This window comes from Coleofasciculus sp. E2-BRE-01 (assembly GCF_040221695.1).
In the GTDB taxonomy this organism is placed as follows: domain Bacteria; phylum Cyanobacteriota; class Cyanobacteriia; order Cyanobacteriales; family Coleofasciculaceae; genus Coleofasciculus.
In genome coordinates this window covers 12,127-32,781 of the sequence record NZ_JAVKEA010000205.1, presented here as the reverse complement: position 1 = coordinate 32,781, position 20,655 = coordinate 12,127, and the positions used below count along the sequence as shown (strand labels likewise).

The window sequence follows — 20,655 nt, the reverse complement described above, 5'->3', positions numbered from 1 at the left end:
AGCCGTTTAAGCAGGTAAATCCGATAAACTACCGATATTTTCCAAGGCGGCATCCCGACACATCCGTTTAATTAAACCCGTGAGAACTTTCCCCGGACCAATTTCTACCACTTTCTCAATCCCTTCCTCTGACAGGTGTAAGGAAATTTCTCGCCAGCGCACACTTCCCGTCATTTGATGTTGGAGGCGTTCCTTGAGGACAGCCGCTTCTGTGGCAGGTGTGGGTTCTGCATTGGATAACACGGGAATCTTCGCGTCACTAAAGGGAACAGACTCTAACACTCCTTGAAACTCCGTCGCGGCTGATGCCATGAACGGTGAGTGAAACGCCCCAGATACATTTAACCGCACGACTCGCTTGGCTTTTACTTGACTTAATAATGCTTCTACCGCATCGGGGGTTCCAGAAATCACCACTTGGGTTGGACTATTATCATTAGCTAATACCACATCATCATGCTGCTGAATGTATTCGTTAAGCTGGTCTTGATTAAATCCAATTAAAGCTGCCATCATGCCACCTGAGGCACTATCCATTAGTTCAGCACGACGTTTGACTAGATTTAACCCCGCCTCAAAGTCAAAGACACCCGCCACGTAGAGTGCGACATATTCGCCCAAACTGTGACCCGCGACGAGGTGTGGTTGATGTCCGCGTTCCTGGATAATATCGGCTAGGATGCTTTCGATGACATAGAGACAGGGTTGAGTATAGAGAGTGCGAGACAATTTCTCGTCGGAACTCTGGCACAGTTCTAGCACGTCCCAGCCTAAGATTTCCTGGGCTTGGGCGAATTTGGCTTGAGCCAAGGGTAAATCGGCTAAGTCGGTTCCCATACCGACAGCTTGAGAACCCTGTCCTGGAAACACCCATGCAGTTTTAGTCATTTTGTTATTCCTTCGTGTTGGTCAGGGTATTCATTATCTCAGCAGAAATGCGCGGAATGCATCTTTCATTGACGCTTAACTCAAACTTGTCCTACTGTCAATGCTTAATCGGAAATCAGTGGCAAAGGTGCGTTACGCTACGCTAACACACCCTACACATAGAGGCTTTCCGTAAGTCCTATGAAGGACAAATAATCTGTACTCAAGTTATCCATACCTAACCCAATTGAGCGATCGCGCTGATCGTGTGCGTTGGTGGCATCAGCGTTACTCTATATCTACTCGTCCGTAAAAATCCTTAAAAATTTCTTTAATTCTTCTAGTACAGGGTGTTCTAAATCAAAAATATAAACTTTTTCTTTCATGATATAATCGAAGTTTTTCATGCTACATTTTCTTTCCGCTTGTTTTTTCTCTTTTTTTGAACAAGTATCAAATCTAATGTAGAGACTAACCCAGAATTTATCAAACTCTTTATCAGTGATTGATTTGCCTTGATTTATTAAACAATTTTGCCAACTCTCTAAGCAATCAGCAAACGTAGAATCCTGAGATTTAATAGTCTTTAGGACAGTCTCCAATTCACCTTTACCATTGACATTGGTAAAATAGCAGGATAACTTGATCACCTCTCCAGTAGCCGTACTAATTTCCATGAATTTTCCTATTTGTGATAAATTTGCACTATTCGTAAAAGCTTGATTAATGCATTCGTTCACCCATTGAATTCGCTCATCCACAGAAAAATCATCGATGTCTATGACAATACCAACCTTTTGTATATCTCTTTTCTGAATATCGGCTGCTAAAGCTTTGAGAGCATTGGTCAGTTTTGATTGACTCAATCCTTCCAGACATTCATAGTCATTGATGCAAATGGGAGGCTCTATGGAAATATCATAATTTAAGTTATCTATCAAGGCTTCCATGAACAACTTATCATTTTTGCTCTCAACGATAAGTAAGTTACTCACCCCTCACCCCTTTGCCATGTTCTATAGCATATTTTAGTGTTTCTAGATCACGATTAATTCCTATAATTGAATGATTGCGAGGCTTTCTGGCAATTTCAAAATAGGCACCCATATCTGGATATTTACTGACGCCTGTCGCTGTAAAAGCTTTAATCATCTCTAAACTATGGGTTGTGGCAAAAATTTGTATGTCTAATTCAGAAGCTAATTTAAATAAGTGTTCCCAAAATTCTCCCTGTTTAGTATAGTGAATCCCATTTTCTATTTCATCAATTAACAAAAAATTATAGTCGTTATTGATGAGCTTGAGTATGATCGCTGCTACGCGATTAATCGCGTCTCCAAACAAGGAAAGTGGCAACCGTCCTTTCTGCTCTTTCCTGACTAAGTAGAGTGTTGGTTCTCCAATAGAAAAACTCTCTACTGTTTCAATCGAAGGATCTAATATTTTAAAAGCTTTGATAATTTCCTCATCTTTGTCATTTAAACGAGCTTTGTCATACTCCTCCGTTAATTCTTTATTTGACAGTCTTCCAAAAGATGGAAGGATAGGCAGATTCTTATAATCGGGTATATCATGGAGCAAAATTCCATCTGAAGTTGCTATAACAGGATACTTAGATATTTCTTGATTATCTTGGATGACTCGAACTTGCAAAACTGACGAAATGAGTTCATTTTTAGATATCAGAGTCATCAACTTTCTAGCTTCTTCCTCATCTTCCAAAATTTCTTTTAAAAGCGAAATAGAATGACAAACCAGTATTTCAACAATAGTGCTGACATTCTGGATACTTGTTCCAGTTATTTTTATCTTTGTTTGCTTATCTTGATTAAAGAAAAAACTATTCCAGGCTCGCTCTGGCATAGCTTTCTCGACGTCTGATGCTTCTTTCCTTATCCGCTTCAGTTCTATAATAGTTTTCGATTTAGGACAATTATTCAATAAAATTGCTTCTAGAAAAGCCGTTTTACCAGCATTGTTTTGACCCCCAATTAAATTAACTTTCTTAAATCCAGAAAATTTGGTTGCTTCAAAGCCTCTAAAATTAATGATTTCAATGTATTTTAACATCAGCCAGTAATCCACCTGTGGACGTTTGGATGGTTTGGAGGAGTTCGTTGGAGATGATCAGCCTCATGGTTATCTTAACTGATTTGTGCTTCTAGAATTTAGGATGAATGCCACTGACTTTAGAGTTTGTAGTAAGCGCGTTAGCGCTTCTGGCACTTTAGTGCCTACTACGAACCCAGCTTAAGTCAGTGACATTCGATTTAGGATAAGCGATCGCACTGGTGGTGGAAACCCATGAAACCTGTGTCGTTTGGCGATCGCGCTCTTGGTGGGTATATAAACTTATATCGAATGGTACGCTCCTTGTATTCTGGTGGGCAATGCCCACCCTACGGTATATCAAGGGTTTCGGTGATAAAATGCACGCTTTTCAATGCGATTAAACCTATATCGTTTGGCGCTCTTGATGGATGGGTGAATCATCATCTGAGGGCGCCCACTGAATCCGCTTCATCTCATTTAGGATCAACGCGGAGTTTTCCCGCCGTTAACGCATCTAAGGGCGCTTGAAATAAATACCCTTGAGCATAGTCACAATCCAGCAGCCGCAGTTGGGTTAATTGCTCTTTTGTTTCTACGCCTTCGGCAATAACCTTCATTCCCAGACTATCTGCCAACATGATAATTGTGCGGACAATTTGCAGGGGTAATCCTTTGGTGCGATTGATCATGCCTGCTTCACAATGCCCTTGAACATCGATGCTAATATTACTAATCAAAGACTGATCAATCTTAATCGTATCAATGGGAAATCGATGTAAATAACTTAACGACGAATAGCCTGTACCAAAATCATCAATACATAACCCAATTTGGCGATCGCGTAATTCTTTGAGCCGTTCTTCCGCTATCTCTGGGTCTGCCAGTAAGCAGCTTTCGGTAATTTCCAACTTTAAATGACTCGGATGTAGATGCGTCTCGTGCAGAATTTTGTCCAGGTGTTCTAGGAGTTCCGGTTGTAGAAACTGTTTGCTGGAAAGATTGACATAAATCGTCAACTGATCAGCCAATTCTTCATTAAGTTCACTGTCCTCAACCGTATCATGCCAAAGTTCTAACTGACGACAGGCTTGGCGCAACATCCACCACCCCATGGGAATAATTAATCCCGTTTCCTCTGCCATGGGGATAAACTCACCGGGATACACTAATCCTCGGCTGGGATGATGCCAACGCAATAGTGCCTCAAACCCAGCAATCTGATGGGTTGAGAGAGAGACTATCGGCTGATAGTAAATCTCAAATTCATGGTTTTCCACCGCCCGCCGCAATTCGGTTTCCAACTGCAAGACGCTGAGGGCATTTTGGTGCATCGTCAGGTCAAATATCTCATAGCGGGAGCGTCCTAATGCTTTTGCCCGGTAGAGGGCGGTATCGGCATCCCGCAACAAATCTTCGGGACAATCATAGTTGGTGATATCCCCCTCCTTTCGGATCTCCCGACTTAAAACAATCCCGACACTCGCCCCGGTAAAGACTTCATGTCCATCTAAATTAAATGGGGCGGCTAATTCTTGCTGAATTCGTTCCGCTACGCGGGTTGCATGGTGAATATCTTCAATATCCTCCAGCAGAATGGTAAACTCATCTCCACCCAATCGCGCCACTGTATCCTCTGTCCGCAAACAGGATTCTAAGCGACGGGCAATGCCAATCAGCAGTTGATCGCCAACTAAATGTCCTAAACTATCATTGACCACTTTAAACCGATCTAAATCCAAAAAGAGTAGGGCAAAGCGATAGGTGGGATGGCGTTTGGCTCGCTCTACGGTATGACTTAAGCGATCCATAAATAACGCCCGATTGGGCAATCCGGTCAATGTATCGTAAAACGCTCGGGTTTGCAGTTGGTCTTTTGCTAATTTGTGTTCGGTGATGTCTTCGACTGTACCTTCGTAATACAGCAATTCCCCTGTCGTCATATCCCGAACCGCACGGGCATTTTCGGCAATCCAAATCACGCTGCCATCTTTGCGATAGACTTGGGACTCAAAATCGGCTACCGCATCATTTTCTTGCAACAGCCGACTAAACTCCGCCCGTCGCTGGGGATCAACATAAAGCTGATGTTCGATATCTGTCAGTCGCACCATCAATTCATCGGGAGAGGAGTAGCCGTATAAACGGGCAAGGGCAGGATTGGCGCTAATATAATGCCCATCAGCCGTGGATTGGAAAATCCCTTCCAAGGCATTCTCAAAAATACTGCGATATTTGGCTTCTGCTTGTTTTAATGCCTGTTCTGCCTGTTTCCGTTCCGTAATATCCCGTGCTACCCAAACCACGGAGTCTTCTAAGGTGGGGGAAATCGTCGCCGCAAACCAAACCTCGCGATCGCGCAGGGGTAAGCTATACTCAATATTCAGACGCGAAGACGTGGCGATCGCTTCCTGGATATAGGTCAAGAAGTGATCGGCTTGAGTAGGGGCAAAAACTTGATCCAGGGTTTTGCCCACGAACTCATTGGCATTTTCAGGCAATAGCCTCGGGTCAGGATTCGTCGGGGCAATTTTCAGGAAACGTCCCTGACTATCCAAGACAAAGATAGAATCCGTCATCGCCGCAAATAATGCCCGCAACTCCGCCTCAGAGGAACGCAACGCCACTTCCGCTTGTTTGCGCTCAATCGCTACCCCTAATTGGGCGGCTACGGTAGAAATCAAGTTTACCAAACGCCGATCTGTTTGCCGCGATTCAAACCGGAAAAACGTTAATACTGCCAGAACCTGGTCATGAGCGATAATTGGCACCGCAAAGCCCGCTTTAAGACCACAAGCTTTTGCCATAGAGGAGCGCACGAAGGAGGAATGAGGCGCACGGGACACATCGGGAATCCATTCGGGGCGACGGGATGCCCACACTCGTCCGGGTAGTCCACAGCCTAAAGCAAAGGTAAAGGCGGGACTGTAATGGCAAAAGTCTTGCCGGGTGGACGCCTCAGACGCTAAGACAGGGGGATAGGGAGACGCCGCGCCTTTATGGGTGTGAGTAGATGTCCGATCCTGTCCGCCTAAACTGTTATCATTTCCTTTTACCGTTCCACCTTGCTCCTTACCCTCTGCCTTCAAAAGCTGTTCCTCTCTTCTGCGCCAAATTGTGGAACATGCTAAAACCTTCCCATCAGCACGTTTGACCCAAGCTTCGCCCAAATCCCAATGGGTGGCTTGTCCCACTTTGCTCAAGGTGGCATACAAGGCTGACTGAAAATCTGGGGCTTCACCAATCGCCTGGGTCATGGTTTGCAAGAGTTCTAGGGCGTCTGTTGCCCATTTCCGTTCGGTAATCTCCGTAATAAAGCCCTCTAACGCCTGTAATTCTCCGTGGCGAGAAAAAATGCCGCACCCTTGTTCCCAAACCCATTTCTGAATCCCCGTGGCTGTAATAATCCGATATTCGAGTTGATAGGGTCGTTTTTCGGTAACGGCGGCTTGCACATCCTGCTTCACCCGTTCTCGGTCTTCTGGATGAATCACGTCACTGAACACTAATGCCCGATTTTCCACCAAGTCACAGGGATTGTAGTGCAGCAGATTAAAACAGCCCTCACTGACAAACTCCATTGTCCATTGATTATCCGCCCGACACCGATACGCCATCCCGGGCAGATTGCCCATCAGTGTGGCTAGGGTGCGCTGACTTTCTTGCCAAGCCCCTTCAGCTTGTTTGTAATTGCTGATATCAAAGGCGCTTAAGAGGATGGCAGGTTTTCCTTGAAACTCAATGATCCGGGTACTCGTATCCAGCCAGCGCCTATCACCGGTTTTGGTTAGGATTTGCACTTCATAGCGACGTTTTGCTCCCGTCTGCGCCTTTTCACTTAGGGATTGTTTCGGCATGAAGGCATGGCTACTCGGATGCAGCAAGTCCCATAAATCCATGGTTAATAATTCCGATTGGCTGTATCCTGTAATTTCGCAGATTATGGAATTAACATAGACTAACTGATTGCCTGTGTAGATGAGGACAGCGGCAGGAATGGTTTCGGCTAAGGTACAAAATTTGACCTCCTGTTCACACACGGCATTAGCAATTAACGGGCGGCGTGTTGATTGGGGTGATGGGGCTGTTTCCTGAGGTGATGGGGGTAAGGATTGGAGGGATTCGTGGTGATGCGAGTTGTCCGTAATCGGCTGGAAAATGGCAAGAAAGGCGGATTCCCGCTTAACGGTTAACCGTTGCAGAGAAACTAGGCTCCAAATCGGCTTGCCATAGTGACTCGGCATTTTGACCACGTAATCCCGCAAATAGCCTTGACTAAGTAAAACCTGTAATAGTCTTTGTCGTTGGGCGGGATCGTGATAGAAGGATAGAGTTTGGCGATCGCAAACGGGTTGATTGACTCTGGAACTCTTCTGTTGGCTGGGATCAAAGGTCGAGCCGTAATGATCGTTAGCATACAGAATAACACCATCGGTTAAGCGGGCAATAACCAAGGGTAGGGGAATGGATTGCACTAGCGTTTGCCACAATAGGGTGTCACTGTCTCCTCTCCGGCTCGATTGTGGATGTGTCGGGATACTGAGAAGTTCCAGTACGGTTGTCTTTAGTTCGGGTTGTGTATCTTTTTCCAATAAATGGCTGTAGTTTACTTCTAAATGTTTCACGGCTGCATAAAACTCCAATGTATTGTGCGGGGAAATTCCCTCATCCTCAATCCGGGTTAACTCCCCCCGTTCGCGTTGGGATAAGACAGATGGCGTCAAGGGGTAGAAGCTTTAAACGCAACTCCTGTTCAGGCATCGCCTAACGTTATTTACCTCGCCCAAGACAATAATCGGGTTGATGATAGATAGCACCGTGAAAAATAGATCGAATCAACCTAAGCCTGCTGTATGCGATCGCATCGCTTACTGCATAAGCTTACGTCAGCAACCTCCCATCTAGCACTACTGGCACAGATATCCAGGATTGAGACAGAGGTTTACATTTAGACTTGCCTAGATGAGAACGCCAATACCTCACCACCCACATCACCAGCTTAGATAAGGGCATATTGGGTTATGGTGAGGTAACTAATAAGATTACACTAAGGTTAAGAATAGGAAACTGTTAGCTAGGCTACACTATAATCCTTAATTTTTCGTTTTCCCTAATAATTTTCATGTCAGATGTCAAAGGATTCAATGGTCATCCCGCCCAAGTTTACGCCGTACCTGTTTTTGCTCCCCGCCCTAGTTATTTTGGGATTGACTGTATTTTTGCCCGCTTGTCAAGCCTTTTACCTCAGTTTTACGCAATACGACTATGATTTGACCCAAACGCCTGAATGGGTGGGCTTGACGAATCTGCAACGCTTGGGGAAAGACCGAGTATTTTGGCAAACGGTGGGGAACACGGTGTTATATCTGATTGGCGTTGTGCCAATTTTAGTCGCACTCCCGTTAGGATTAGCGATTTTGGTCAACCAGAAACTGCGCGGGATAAGCTGGTTTCGGGCGGCGTATTACACTCCCGTGGTGGTTTCGATGGTGGTGGCGGGAATTGCGTGGCGGTGGCTTTATGCGGAAAATGGTTTATTTAATCAGATACTCAGTTGGATTGGGTTTAAAGAGGGAATTCCCTGGCTGACGAGTCCAGATTGGGCGATTTTTAGTGTTATGGCAGTAACGGTGTGGAAGGGGTTAGGCTACTACATGGTGATTTATCTGGCAGGTTTGCAATCAATTCCTGACCAACTCTATGAAGCGGCGGCGTTGGATGGTTCGGATGGGTATGGGAAACATTGGGATATTACGGTTCCCTTAATGCGCCCTTATTTGGCTTTGGTTGCCGTCATTTCGGCTATTTCGGCGACGAAGGTGTTTGAAGAAGTTTATATCATGACCCAAGGGGGACCCCGCAATAGTTCCAAAACGGTGGTCTATTATTTGTATGAGCAAGCGTTTGCGGATTTGGAAATCGGTTATGCTTGCACGATTGGATTAGTGCTGTTCTTGGTGATTCTGGGATTATCCCTGCTTAATCTTAAGGTATCTCAAGGGCGCGATCGCATCAGTTAAGCACGCTCCTTAAGCCTAGAACTAAAGTTCTGGCTAAAAGCTGAAACCCGTTAAAACGGGTTCAAAGATTTACCCCGTCAGCTTTAGCTTATAAGTACCTGGACATAAATTCTGTTCGCTCTACTAAGAAATGTTAACAAGTGTCAAATCCTTACAAAGGACGAATGACGAATGACGCTCCCCACCGTTAACTTTAATTGTCCCCACCTACTTACTCAAGTTTGGATTAAGAATGAAAATACCAGGAATGTGATGGTTTTGGGCAATGTGATCGTTGAGATAAACTGGCATAGATGTCCGGTTATTTGTAACTAGAATGAAATTGTACTCTTCACACCAAAGCAATATTTCTGGATCTAATGTTCCTCTTGAAGGAGTATTCGGTTCCCCAACTGCCCACACAATTAAATTGGGGTTTAGCCCTAGTAGTTGAATTTTATAGCTAGGGTCTACATTTTCATCTAGGAGATACTTGAGCATTCTTCTTTTTCTTTCTTTCTTTGTTCTGCTCTAAGTTTCCGCATCCGAATAGCCGTAGGCGATGGGTTAAGGTGTTGTGCTTTAACTTGCTGGTGGTTCCACTCTAACCAGTCGGCTAAATATTTACTGACAGCTTCTTTATTATGGAGATAATAGAGAATTGTCGCATAGACTTGCTCTAAGGTTAGGGATGGATAAGTTTGGGCAATTTCTTCTGGAGTACGGGCGCGATGAATGAAATCATAAAGAATGGTTTCTATGCCTACTCTAGTTCCTTTGAGACGAATGTCGTTAGGGGCGAGGAAATTAAAATAATCTTCGAGTTGCATAAATAGTTGGATGACGATACAGAATAAGCAATTTTAGCCACGCTTCATCCTAGCAGAGAATCGCCCGTCAAGCGGGTGGGCATTGCCCACCCGACTATATCCCTGTTCCCTCGGTTTTAAATGATCTAGACTTGAGTTGAGGTATAATAGTGCCTTCTTCAAGATCATCTACCATCGACGGATATGGCAAGCCAGGGGTTGTGGCATAGACCATGGGAGTTAAGCCTGATTTTAGCAGGATGGGGCGCGATCGCTCCTGTCGCTGCACCTGCAATAGCGCAGATTCAACCGGATACTACTCTAGGGGTTGAACAGTCTATCGTCACACCGAATGTGGATATCAAAGATTTGCCAGCCGATTTGATTGAAGGGGGGGCAATTCGCGACACTAATTTGTTCCACAGTTTCTTAGAATTTAATGTGGGCGAGGGGGGGCGCGTCTATTTTGCGAATCCGGCGGGGATTGATACGATTTTCAGTCGGGTTACTGGGAATGATATATCGAACATCTTAGGAACCTTGGGCGTTAATGGACAAGCGTCGTTATATTTACTCAATCCGAATGGGATTATCTTTGGTGAAGGGGCGCGTCTGGATGTACCGGGTTCCTTTGTGGGAACTACAGCTAATTCTGTAGTATTTGAGAATGGGTTGACGTTTAGCACCACGAACCCGGAAGCCCCACCTTTGCTGACGGTTAATGTTACCCCAGGCTTGCAATATGGGAACAATGCGCCAAATGCGTCTATTACCAATCGGGGGAACTTAGTTGTCGGGCAAGATTTAACCTTAGCCGCAGGCAATCTCTCTTTACAAGGTCAAGTTTCTGCGGGAAGGGATTTAAATCTAATCGCCAAAGATACGGTAATCATGCAGGATACAATCAGCAATCCCTTTATCGCAGCGGCGGGAAATCAGTTACAGGTAGAAGGGGCTAACCGTATCGAGATTTCGGCGTTAAACCATGCCAATAGTGGACTTTATTCGGGTGGGGATTTAGTCTTGCGTTCAGCGAATCCAATTAAAGGGAATGCTCATTATACAAGCGGGGGCAGTTTTCTCCTAGAAGATTTAGAGGGGAATTGGGGACAATTAACCAGTCCAGAAGACCCTGTTATTCGCGCCAGTGGGGATGTAGTGTTAGGCGGGTATCAAGGCGCTTCACTGCATATTCTGGCGGGAGGAAGTGTCACGATTTCAGGGGACGTTATTATCCAGTCTCCCGACCCGGTTAATGGTATCGTAGAAACCGTTACCCTGTCAGATGGCACGACTGTATTAGTTGATGGCAAAACTCAACCCACCTTAGATATTCGGGCGGGGACAACAGCATTTAATATCCCAGATATTCAGGGTATCCCAGCTACAGGGATTATTTTTCCGCCTTTACCTAATCCCGTGGGAATTCCCACAAGTGCTGATATTACGATTGGTGGCATCTTCAACCCCGGAGGACTGGTATTTTTAACCAATCAATATCAGCCTAATCCTGGGTTACCCGGTGGTGTCATCAATGTCAATGAACTAACCAGTGTTCCTGGATTCAGTGGCGCAATTACTACAGGGAGTTTATCCGGGAATGGTGGTTCAGTTGTCATCGACTCCAGAAGCGGTATTGCCATCAATGGGCAGATAAACACATCCTCTATATCCCCGTCATCACCGTTACCACCGGGTAATGGTGGCGATATTACCTTAATTGGGGCAGGAGATATCATCACCTCAGATATCTTATCCATTGGGGCAGTAGGTGGAACCATTAAGCTAGCCAGTCAAGGTGCGATCGCGTGGGATAATCGTCTCATCCTCAGTGCTAGTTTGTTGCCCTTTTCCCCGATACCTGTTCAAGGGGGAGATATTACGATTGAAGCGGATACAGTTTCCTTAAACAATGCCGCACGAGTTATTGTCGGTACTTTGGGCGCGGCTAAAGCCGGAGATTTAACCATAACAGCTTCGGATACGATTCAACTTAGTGGAACCCAAGCCGATAGCCGATTACTGAACACATTAATTACTATCATTCCTCCTCTGGAAGACTTTGCTGCCACCTTGCCACCAGAGGTTCAAACTACAATTATCAATGCGCCCGGTTCACCCCTGAATAGTCCAGCCAGTTCCTTATTAACCTTCACAATAGGAACAGGTGGAACGGGAGAGGTGACGATAAAAACGGGACGATTGATTATTCAAGATGGTTCAGAACTATCAGCCTATAGTTTGGGTCAAGGACAAGGGGGAAATGTAACGATACAAGCCACTGATGCGGTGGAATTAATTGGCACAACACCGTTCAATATTCCGGGTGGCTTATATACTCAATCCTACAGCACTGGTAATGCTGGAACTATCCACGTTAATACCGGACGTTTAACCATCCGAGACGGTTCAGGAATATCAACCACAACCTTTAGCCAGAGTCAGGGTGGAGATTTAATTGTGAATGCTGCTGACTCCATAGAATTGAGTGGTACAACTCCGGATGAGCAGTATCCTTCTTTTTTAGGGGCGGCAACTCGTAGTGCGGGTGATGCGGGAAACTTAACCTTAATGACGCGACGCTTAATTGTGCAAGATGGTGCAGGAATAGGTACTACATCGTTTAGCTTAGGAAATGCCGGAAATTTAACCATTAATGCGGCTGAATCGGTGGATGTGATAGGCGTATCTGCTATCCGGGGTATTCCTAGTGCTATATCGACGGATACGATAGAATTTGGTCGGGGAGGACGCTTAACCATTAATACTCAGCGCTTGAGTGTTCAAGATGGCGCTGTTCTATCTGCGTCCACATTTGGGGTAGGTGAAGCTGGGAGTTTATCGGTTAACGCTTCCGAATCTATCGAACTCAAGGGTACATCAGCCGGGAGGATTTCGAGTGGCTTATATTCTCAAGGGTTTGGTGCTGGTGATGGCAATAATATAGAGGTGCAAACACCACAACTGGTGGTGAAAAATGGGGCAAGGATAACGGTTTCCACGGGCACGACTCAGGAAGACTTAGCCCGGTTTAGTAGTGGAACCTATGGGTTTGGTGCGGGACTAAATATCACGTTTCCGGATGCGGCTACAGGTAATGCTGGTAGGATGAGAATTGAAGCAGATACCATTACTCTGGATAATCGGGGCGCGTTGATTGCCAAAACGGTTTCCGGTGAGGGTGGGAATATCAATCTTCAGGTAGAGGATTTAATCGAAATGCGCCGCAATAGCCTGATTTCGGCAGAAGCCTTTGGCGGTCAAGGTGATGGGGGGAATATTGACATTGATACAGAATTTGTCGTCGCTATTGAAGATGAAAATAGCGATATTGTTGCTGATGCTTTTGGCGGAAATGGCGGCAATATTACTATCACCGCCCAAAATATATTTGGATTAGAATTTCGTCCCCAACGGACGCCGAAAAGTGATATTACAGCTAGTTCCCAATTTGGCTTAGAGGGGGATGTAGTCCTGAATACACCCAATATTGACCCCAGTCGCGGATTAACCCAATTACCCACTCAACCTATCGATGTGCGCGGATTGGTGGCTCAAGTTTGTCGGGCTGATGTAGTGGACAACCGCAGTCAGTTTGTGATGACGGGACGCGGGGGTTTACCGCCAAAACCTAGTGAGTTATTGCGGGGGGAAGCCGTGCTAGTGGATTGGATTCCCTTGGCATCAGATGCAGATGAATCGGTTCAGGTACACCGAACAACAATCCCAGCGCAAAATGCCTCGAATGGTCAAATTGTGGAAGCGAATGGCTGGGTCATTGATGCTGAGGGAAATATTACTTTAACCGCATCTATCCCCAATGCTACGCCTAAAAGGTTATGGGTTAATCCCAGTTTTTGTGACTAAGTGTGGCTAAGGAGTCTGACACAATCAAAGTTTAGCATGAGGACAAGGGATTGAGGTATCTTAAACGTCTTTACTCAGTGAACAAAATTCATGTCCAGATACTTATTAGCAAAAATTAGCGTCAAGTAACTCTATCCCAGGGGGGTAGATAATTCAAGTTAATGGTTGCATCATTGACATTTTTGGGAGGGACTATCTACCAAATGCCTAGAAGTTGGAAAGTCAAGCTAGCCGGATTGTTAGCGATAGGTGGGATATTTGCTGTTTTAGAGAATCCTGTCGTCGCCCAAATTACTCCCGATACCACGTTAGACGGAGAAAATTCCGTTGTCACGCCGAATGTGGAGATTAAAGGGTTACCCGCCGATTTGATTGAAGGAGGGGCAATTCGCGACACGAATTTGTTCCACAGTTTCTTAGAATTTAATGTGGGAGAGGGGGGGCGCGTCTATTTTGCTAATCCGGCGGGGATTGAAACGATTTTCTCGCGAGTCACGGGGAATGATATATCGGACATCTTAGGAACCTTGGGGGTAAATGGACAAGCTTCCTTATATTTACTCAATCCTAATGGGATTATCTTTGGTCAAGGGGCGCGTCTGGATGTACCGGGTTCCTTTGTGGGAACCACAGCCGATGCAGTGGTATTTGAGAATGGGTTGACGTTTAGCGCTAGCAACCCGGAAGCCCCACCCTTGCTGACGGTTAATGTCACCCCAGGATTGCAATATGGGAACAATGGGGCAAATGCTTCTATTACCAATCGAGGGAACTTAGTTGTCGGGCAAGATTTAACCTTAGCCGCCCAGAATCTCTCGTTACAAGGTCAAGTTTCTGCTCAAAAAGATTTAAATCTAATCGCCACAGATACAGTAATAATACAGGATACAATCAGCAATCCGTTTATCGCGGCGGCGGGGAATCGGTTAGATGTGGAAGGGGCAAACCAGATTACGATTTCGGCGTTAAATCATCCCGATAGTGGATTATTTTCTGGTGCGGATTTAGTCTTGCGTTCAGATAATCCGATTAAAGGAAATGCTCACTATACAACTGGGGGTAGTTTTCGGATAGAAGATTTAGAGGGGAATTTGGGACAATTAACCAGTCCAGAAGACCCTGTTATTCGCGCCAGTGGGGATGTAGTGTTAGGCGGGTATCAAGGCGCTTCACTGCATATTCTGGCGGGAGGAAGTGTCACGATTCCGGGGGGCGTTCTTATCCAGTCGCCTGACCCCATCAATGGTATTGTAGAAACCGTTACTCTGTCAGATGGCACGACTGTATTAGTTGATGGGAAAACTCAACCCACGTTAGATATTCGGGCGGGGACAACAGCATTTGATATCCCAGATATTCAGGGTATCCCAGCCACGGGGATTATTGTTCCGCCTGTACCTAATCCTGTGGGGATGCCCACAAGTGCTGATATTACAATTGGTAGTATCGTTTTCAATGCCCCGGATGGTGTTGCCTTGATTACCAATCAATACCAACCGAATTTATCCTTACCCAGTGGCAAAATTACCATCAACGGTATTTCAGGAGTAGCGATTAGTCCAAATAATCCAGATAATCCGGCGGCGACTATCAGTTCAATCACGATTGACTCCAGAGACAGCATCACCGTCAATGGCATCGTAAATGCGAGTTTTCTAGGAGGGAAAGGTGGTGATATTAGCTTAATTGGTGAGGGAGATATCGTCACTGCTGATATCTTCTCCATCGGTGCAGTGGGGGGAAGCATTAAATTAAAAAGTCAAGGTGCGATCGCGTGGGATAATAATCTCATTGGTAGTGCCAGTTTAAGTCCAATTCCCCCTGCGCCCAATCTCCGAGGCGGCGATATCCAAATTGATGCCAATTCAGTTTCCTTAACCAATGGCGCACGAGTGATGTCGGGAACTTTAGGGGCAATCCCTGGCGGAAATGTCACGGTACAAGCCACAGAATCCGTTGAAGCAAGTGGGATTAATCTTGAGGGTGTTGATAATCCCCTATTAGATGCCATTCCTGGGGTAACGGATTTTCTCGCCACCATTCCCAGTAGCGGCTTCTATGCCATTACCGGCGGAGATGGTGCGGCGGGAGATATCCTCATTGAAACACAGCAATTGAACTTGCGATCGGCAGCCGCCCTATCAACCTCCACGTTTGCCCAAGGAGATGCCGGAGATATCACCATTGAAATAGAGAACTTGAGCGTGCGATCGGGAGCAACTGTATCCACATCTACCTCACCATTGAGCAGTGGTCAAGGCGGCAATTTAATTGTCAAGGCGTCCGATACGGTGGAGTTAACTGGCGCAACACCATCCACCAGTGGTTTATTTTCCGAAGCTGGGGGGTCTAATGATGGCGGAATTCTCCGAATTGATACCAGGCGATTAATCGTTCAGGAGGGGGCGAATATATCAACAGCTACTTTTGGTCAAGGTAAGGGGGGAAATTTAGAGATAAATGCCTCTGAGTCGGTAGAGATAATTGGAGTATCCCTGATTGAGGGAACTCCCAGTCTTTTAGGTTCTGGAACTATCCGTCGTGTTTTAGATTCTGGAAGTATGGGGACTGATAATATCGGTGATGCCGGAAACCTAACGATTAACACCCGCCGATTTATTATTCGGGATGGTGGATTTGTTGAGAGTGGGACAGCAAGTTCCGGTGACGGCGGGGATTTAACTGTAAATGCGTCTGAATCAGTGGAAGTGATTGGGAAATCTCCCGTTAATATTATTCCCAGCACCTTAGGGACTGATACCGTCAATACCTTAGCGAATCCCACGGGTGGAGGAAAGGCAGGAAATTTGACCATTAATACAGGGCGGTTACTGATTCAAGATGGCGGATTTGTCACCGCTTCATCAATTGGGGATGGTCAAGGGGGAAGTTTATTTATTAATGCGGCTAAATTGGTAGAAATCAGCGGCACATCCGCTGATGGGTTTCCCAGTGGATTATATGTCCAGGGATTTGGTACGGGAAATGCAGGAAATTTGCAGGTGAATACCAATCAATTGATAGTCCGAGATAGGGCAAGAGTGACAGCCGCAACCGGAACAGCTGCCAATGACTTACGGTTAACTGATTCTACATTGGGGTTTGGTGTATTGCAAGGCATTATTCTGCCGAATCAAGCCACAGGAAATGCGGGTGAAATGCGGATTACCGCCAACTCGATCAACCTGGATAACCAAGCGTCTTTGATTGCCAGTACCGTATCTGGTGAAGGTGGTAACATCAATCTTCAAGCAGAAGATTTAATTGAAATGCGCCGCAATAGCTTGATTTCCGCAGAAGCCTTGGGCGGTGATGGTGATGGGGGAAATATTACTATCGACACCGAATTTATTGTGGCAGTTGAAGACGAAAATAGTGACATTGTGGCTGATGCCTTTGGAGGTGATGGCGGTAATATTAATATCACCGCTCAAAGCATTTTTGGGTTAGAATTCCGACCCCAGCGCACGCCAAAAAGTGATATTACTGCCAGTTCCGACTTTGGGTTAGACGGTGATGTGGAGATTAATACCCCTGATGTTGATCCCAGCCGGGATTTAAATCAATTACCCACTCAACCGATAGATGTGCGAGGATTAGTGGGTCAAGTTTGTCAAGCCGATGCTGGACTCAATCAAAGTAGTTTTGTGGTTACGGGACGCGGCGGTTTACCCCCTAAACCCAGTGAATTACTCCGTGGGGAAGCGGTATTTGCTGATTGGATTTCCTTAGAGTCACCCGAAAGCGATAACGATAATACTACGGCAACTCTGTCCGATAAACCCTCTCAATCGCGCCAGATTGTGGAAGCTAAGGGATGGATTAGAGATGAACAAGGTAATGTTATCCTGACGGCGGAAGCTAATAACATGATATCTGCAAATCCCCCAGTCAATTCTTCTATGTGCGACTAATACTGAGTTGCGCTCAAACGTATTAGATAGGAAGAGCAGGGGAAGCAGGGGGAGCGGGGGAAGCAGGGGGAGCAAGAATAAACAATGTCGTACCCCTAAAACACAATCTTATTGGAATAAAATAATATGAAAAACAAATGGTATCTACCTGTTCGTACAAAAAGATTTAGCGCCCTAGTTCGTAGTAAGCGCTTTAGCGCCAATCAATGGGGTATCTCATGGCTACTCTTAGCCATTCTCACCGCCATTTTATGTATAGTCATTTCCCCCGTATCCGCAACCGGAATCGGACAAAACGAACCCCAAATAGCCACAATCGAGACAACAACTGCTGATTCCTCCCCGGAAGAGTGGGTAAAACAAGGCAGAACTTTTTACGAAGCGGGACAATACACCGACGCCGTAGAACTCCTAGAAAAAGCAGCCCAAGCCTATCAACGTCAAGGCGATACCATCAAGCAAGCCACAGTTCTCAGTAATCTCTCCTTAGCCTATCACCAACTCAGCCTATGGTCTGAGGCAAACGACGCCATTTCCCAGAGTTTAACTTTACTGCAAACTGAACCAAACCGCGACGTTTCTACCCATCACTTAAAAGTATTAGCCCAAAGCCTAACGATTCAGGGGCGTTTACAACTGAATCAGGGACAACCCGAACCAGCCTTAGCCACCTGGGAGCAAGCCACCGCCTTATACAATCAGTTAGGGGATAAAACAGGTAAAATTAAAAGCCAAATTAACCAAGCGCAAGCCATGCAAGCCTTGGGATTTCATCGACGCGCATTAGCCTTACTCCAGCAAGTCAGACAAACCCTGGATAATCAACCCGATTCCCTCACCAAAGCCGTCGGCTTGCGATCGCTCGGGGAAGTGTTACAATTCGTAAACGACTTGCCCCAAGCCCGTCAGGTATTAGACGAAAGTTTACAAATTGCCCGCCAGTTAGAATCCCCCCCAGATATCAGCGCCGCCCTATTCAGTCTTGCCAATACCACCCGTCAACAGCAGCAAGTTGAAGCCGCCCTGGAGTTCTATGAACAAGCGATAACCGAAGCCCCATCTCCCCTAATCCAATTACGGGCAAAACTCAATCAACTCAGCTTACTTATTGAAACCGGAAATCACCAACAAGCGCAAACCTTAATTCCCCAAATCCAAAATCAACTGAATACCTTACCGCTTTCAGATCAAGCAATTACATCTCGGATTAATTTTGCCGAAAGTCTAATCAAATTAGAGACGCGCCATGGCACGTCTCTACACCCAGACATTGCCCAAATCCTGACAACGGCTATCCAACAGGCGGAAACTCTGAGAGACAAACGCCTCCAAGCTTATGCATTAGGAACCCTGGGACATCTTTACGAACAAACCAATCAACTGCAACAAGCCCAAGATTTAACCCAAAAAGCCTTAATCCAAACCCAAGCCATTGAAGCCTGGGATAGTCTGTATCCTTGGCAATGGCAATTAGGGCGCTTACTCAAACAGCAAGGCGATATTGAAGGGGCAATTGCGGCGTACCAAGGGGCGGTGAGTACGTTGCAATCCCTGCGTAGTGATTTAGTTGCGGTTAATTCTAATGTCCAGTATTCCTTTCGCGAACAGGTTGAACCCATCTACCGACAGTTAGTCGAACTTCTATTACCCGAAGATGATACCCAAACCAATCCAGAACGACTCGAACAAGCCCGTCAGGTGATTGAACTACTCCAAATCGCAGAATTAGATAACTTCTTTCAAGCGGATTGTATCACGGCTCGACCTGTAAATATTGATACGATTGACCAAGAAGCTGCCGTTCTTTACCCAATTATCCTATCTGATCGTTTGGAAATCATTGTTCATTTACCCAATCACCCCTTACGCCGTTACACCACCTTTGTCTCCCAAACTGAATTAAAAAGCACATTAGAAGAATTCCGTCAAGCCTTACCTCAGCGCACCAGTTTAAGATTTCTGCCCCTCGCCCGAAAAATCTATGACTGGATTATCAAACCCGCCGCCGCCGATTTAGCCCAAAGTGAGGTAAAAACCCTAGTCTTTGTATTGAATGGCACGCTGCGGAATATCCCGATGGCAGCGCTGCACGACGGGGATCAATTCTTACTGCAAAACTATGCGATCGCGCTGACTCCAGGGTTAGAATTGTTAGAGTCCACACCGCTTACCGAACAAAAGCTTGAAGTGTTAACGGCTGGACTTTCCGAATCCCGCCTAGACTTTTCCGCCTTACCCAATGTAAAAATCGAACTTCAACAAATTCAATCGTTTATGCCAGGGAAATTGTTACTCAATCAGGAGTTTACCAAATCCACATTAGAAAATACGATGGGTAACGTATCCTTTCCCGTTGTCCACCTCGCCACCCACGGTCAGTTTAGTTCAGAAGCCGAGGGAACCTTTATTATTACGTGGGATGATAAGCTGAATGTGAATGAATTGAGTTCCTTACTCAAAACAACCGATTTGCGTCGCACCAATCCTATTGAATTACTGGTACTCAGTGCCTGTGAAACCGCCAAAGGCGATGATCAAGCTGCATTGGGATTAGCGGGTGTTGCAGTGAGAGCGGGGGCGAGGAGTACCATCGCCACATTATGGTTAGTGGATGATGCAACGACGGCGGATCTGATGGTGAAATTTTACCAAGTCCTCACTGAGGATAAAGTGAGTAAGGCTGAAGCCCTGCGTCGCGCTCAACTCTTGATTTTACAAGATCCAAAGTATCGGAAACATCCCTATTTTTGGACACCGTTTGTATTAGTTGGCAATTGGATTTAACAGTTTTAGGGGCGGGTTTCACCCTGATCATTTCTGGTTTAGTCAGATGGGAAAACCCGCTATAGATATTGTCGGGATTGTGGGGATTATCGCGGTTGTAGGGGCGAGTCGCTACTCTGATGGTGGCGGTGAAATTTTCGTGTCTCGACTCGCCCTTGTCTAAATCTAGGCGGTGTCAGATATAGCACTACGGGTGGGTATACGTTAGGACATTCCCCTATTGCCTATTGCCTATTGCCTCTTGCCTTTTCACCTAATTTTATTGTCCTAACCTCAATGCGTAGTGCTATAATTACCGATATTCCGATGCAGGGCGACCCGATAAAATTAATCGGTGGGTGGTGTTAATTTTGTGCGGCGGGTCGC

The 20,655-nt window shown here is 45.8% G+C and carries 9 protein-coding genes and 1 pseudogene; 4 read left to right on the top strand and 6 right to left on the bottom strand.

Going from position 1 to position 20,655, the window contains the following annotated elements; all coding sequences use genetic code 11:
• Window positions 1-6: 6 nt before the first annotated feature.
• From fabD to RIG66_RS26955, 4 genes are all read right to left on the bottom strand, one after another.
• Window positions 7-888, bottom strand: coding sequence for an ACP S-malonyltransferase (gene fabD, locus RIG66_RS26970; RefSeq protein WP_446382119.1), 882 nt, complete (start codon window positions 886-888; stop codon window positions 7-9).
• A 278-nt stretch (window positions 889-1,166) separates the two neighbouring features.
• Window positions 1,167-1,862, bottom strand: a complete 696-nt coding sequence (locus tag RIG66_RS26965) for a DUF3226 domain-containing protein (protein WP_446382117.1) — start codon at window positions 1,860-1,862, stop codon at window positions 1,167-1,169.
• Window positions 1,855-2,937 (bottom strand): AAA family ATPase, encoded by a 1,083-nt coding sequence (locus tag RIG66_RS26960; RefSeq protein WP_446382115.1) that lies wholly within the window; start codon window positions 2,935-2,937, stop codon window positions 1,855-1,857. Before RIG66_RS26960 ends, RIG66_RS26965 begins: the two co-directional genes overlap by 8 nt.
• 455 nt (window positions 2,938-3,392) lie before the next feature.
• Window positions 3,393-7,640, bottom strand: coding sequence for an EAL domain-containing protein (locus RIG66_RS26955; protein ID WP_446382114.1), 4,248 nt, complete (start codon window positions 7,638-7,640; stop codon window positions 3,393-3,395).
• 420 nt (window positions 7,641-8,060) lie between these two features.
• Here RIG66_RS26955 and RIG66_RS26950 point away from each other — a divergent pair, with 420 nt between their 5' ends.
• The gene (locus RIG66_RS26950) at window positions 8,061-8,936 is read left to right on the top strand and encodes a carbohydrate ABC transporter permease (protein ID WP_446382112.1); all 876 of its coding nucleotides are present in this window, start codon (window positions 8,061-8,063) and stop codon (window positions 8,934-8,936) included.
• A 213-nt stretch (window positions 8,937-9,149) separates the two neighbouring features.
• Here RIG66_RS26950 and RIG66_RS26945 read toward each other — a convergent pair.
• Both RIG66_RS26945 and RIG66_RS26940 read right to left on the bottom strand, forming a co-directional pair.
• Window positions 9,150-9,416: pseudogene (locus RIG66_RS26945) on the bottom strand (DUF5615 family PIN-like protein); the annotation flags it as partial.
• The gene (locus tag RIG66_RS26940) at window positions 9,398-9,745 is read right to left on the bottom strand and encodes a DUF433 domain-containing protein (protein ID WP_446382110.1); all 348 of its coding nucleotides are present in this window, start codon (window positions 9,743-9,745) and stop codon (window positions 9,398-9,400) included. The gene RIG66_RS26940 and the pseudogene RIG66_RS26945, both read right to left, overlap by 19 nt.
• Before the next feature lie 183 nt (window positions 9,746-9,928).
• Here RIG66_RS26940 and RIG66_RS26935 point away from each other — a divergent pair, with 183 nt between their 5' ends.
• From RIG66_RS26935 to RIG66_RS26925, 3 genes are all read left to right on the top strand, one after another.
• The gene (locus RIG66_RS26935; RefSeq protein WP_446382108.1) at window positions 9,929-13,591 is read left to right on the top strand and encodes a two-partner secretion domain-containing protein; all 3,663 of its coding nucleotides are present in this window, start codon (window positions 9,929-9,931) and stop codon (window positions 13,589-13,591) included.
• A 203-nt stretch (window positions 13,592-13,794) separates the two neighbouring features.
• On the top strand, window positions 13,795-17,505 hold the full coding sequence (locus RIG66_RS26930; RefSeq protein ID WP_446382106.1) for a two-partner secretion domain-containing protein: 3,711 nt from the start codon (window positions 13,795-13,797) through the stop codon (window positions 17,503-17,505).
• A 126-nt stretch (window positions 17,506-17,631) separates the two neighbouring features.
• On the top strand, window positions 17,632-20,289 hold the full coding sequence (locus RIG66_RS26925) for a CHAT domain-containing protein (RefSeq protein ID WP_446382104.1): 2,658 nt from the start codon (window positions 17,632-17,634) through the stop codon (window positions 20,287-20,289).
• Window positions 20,290-20,655 lie beyond the last annotated feature (366 nt).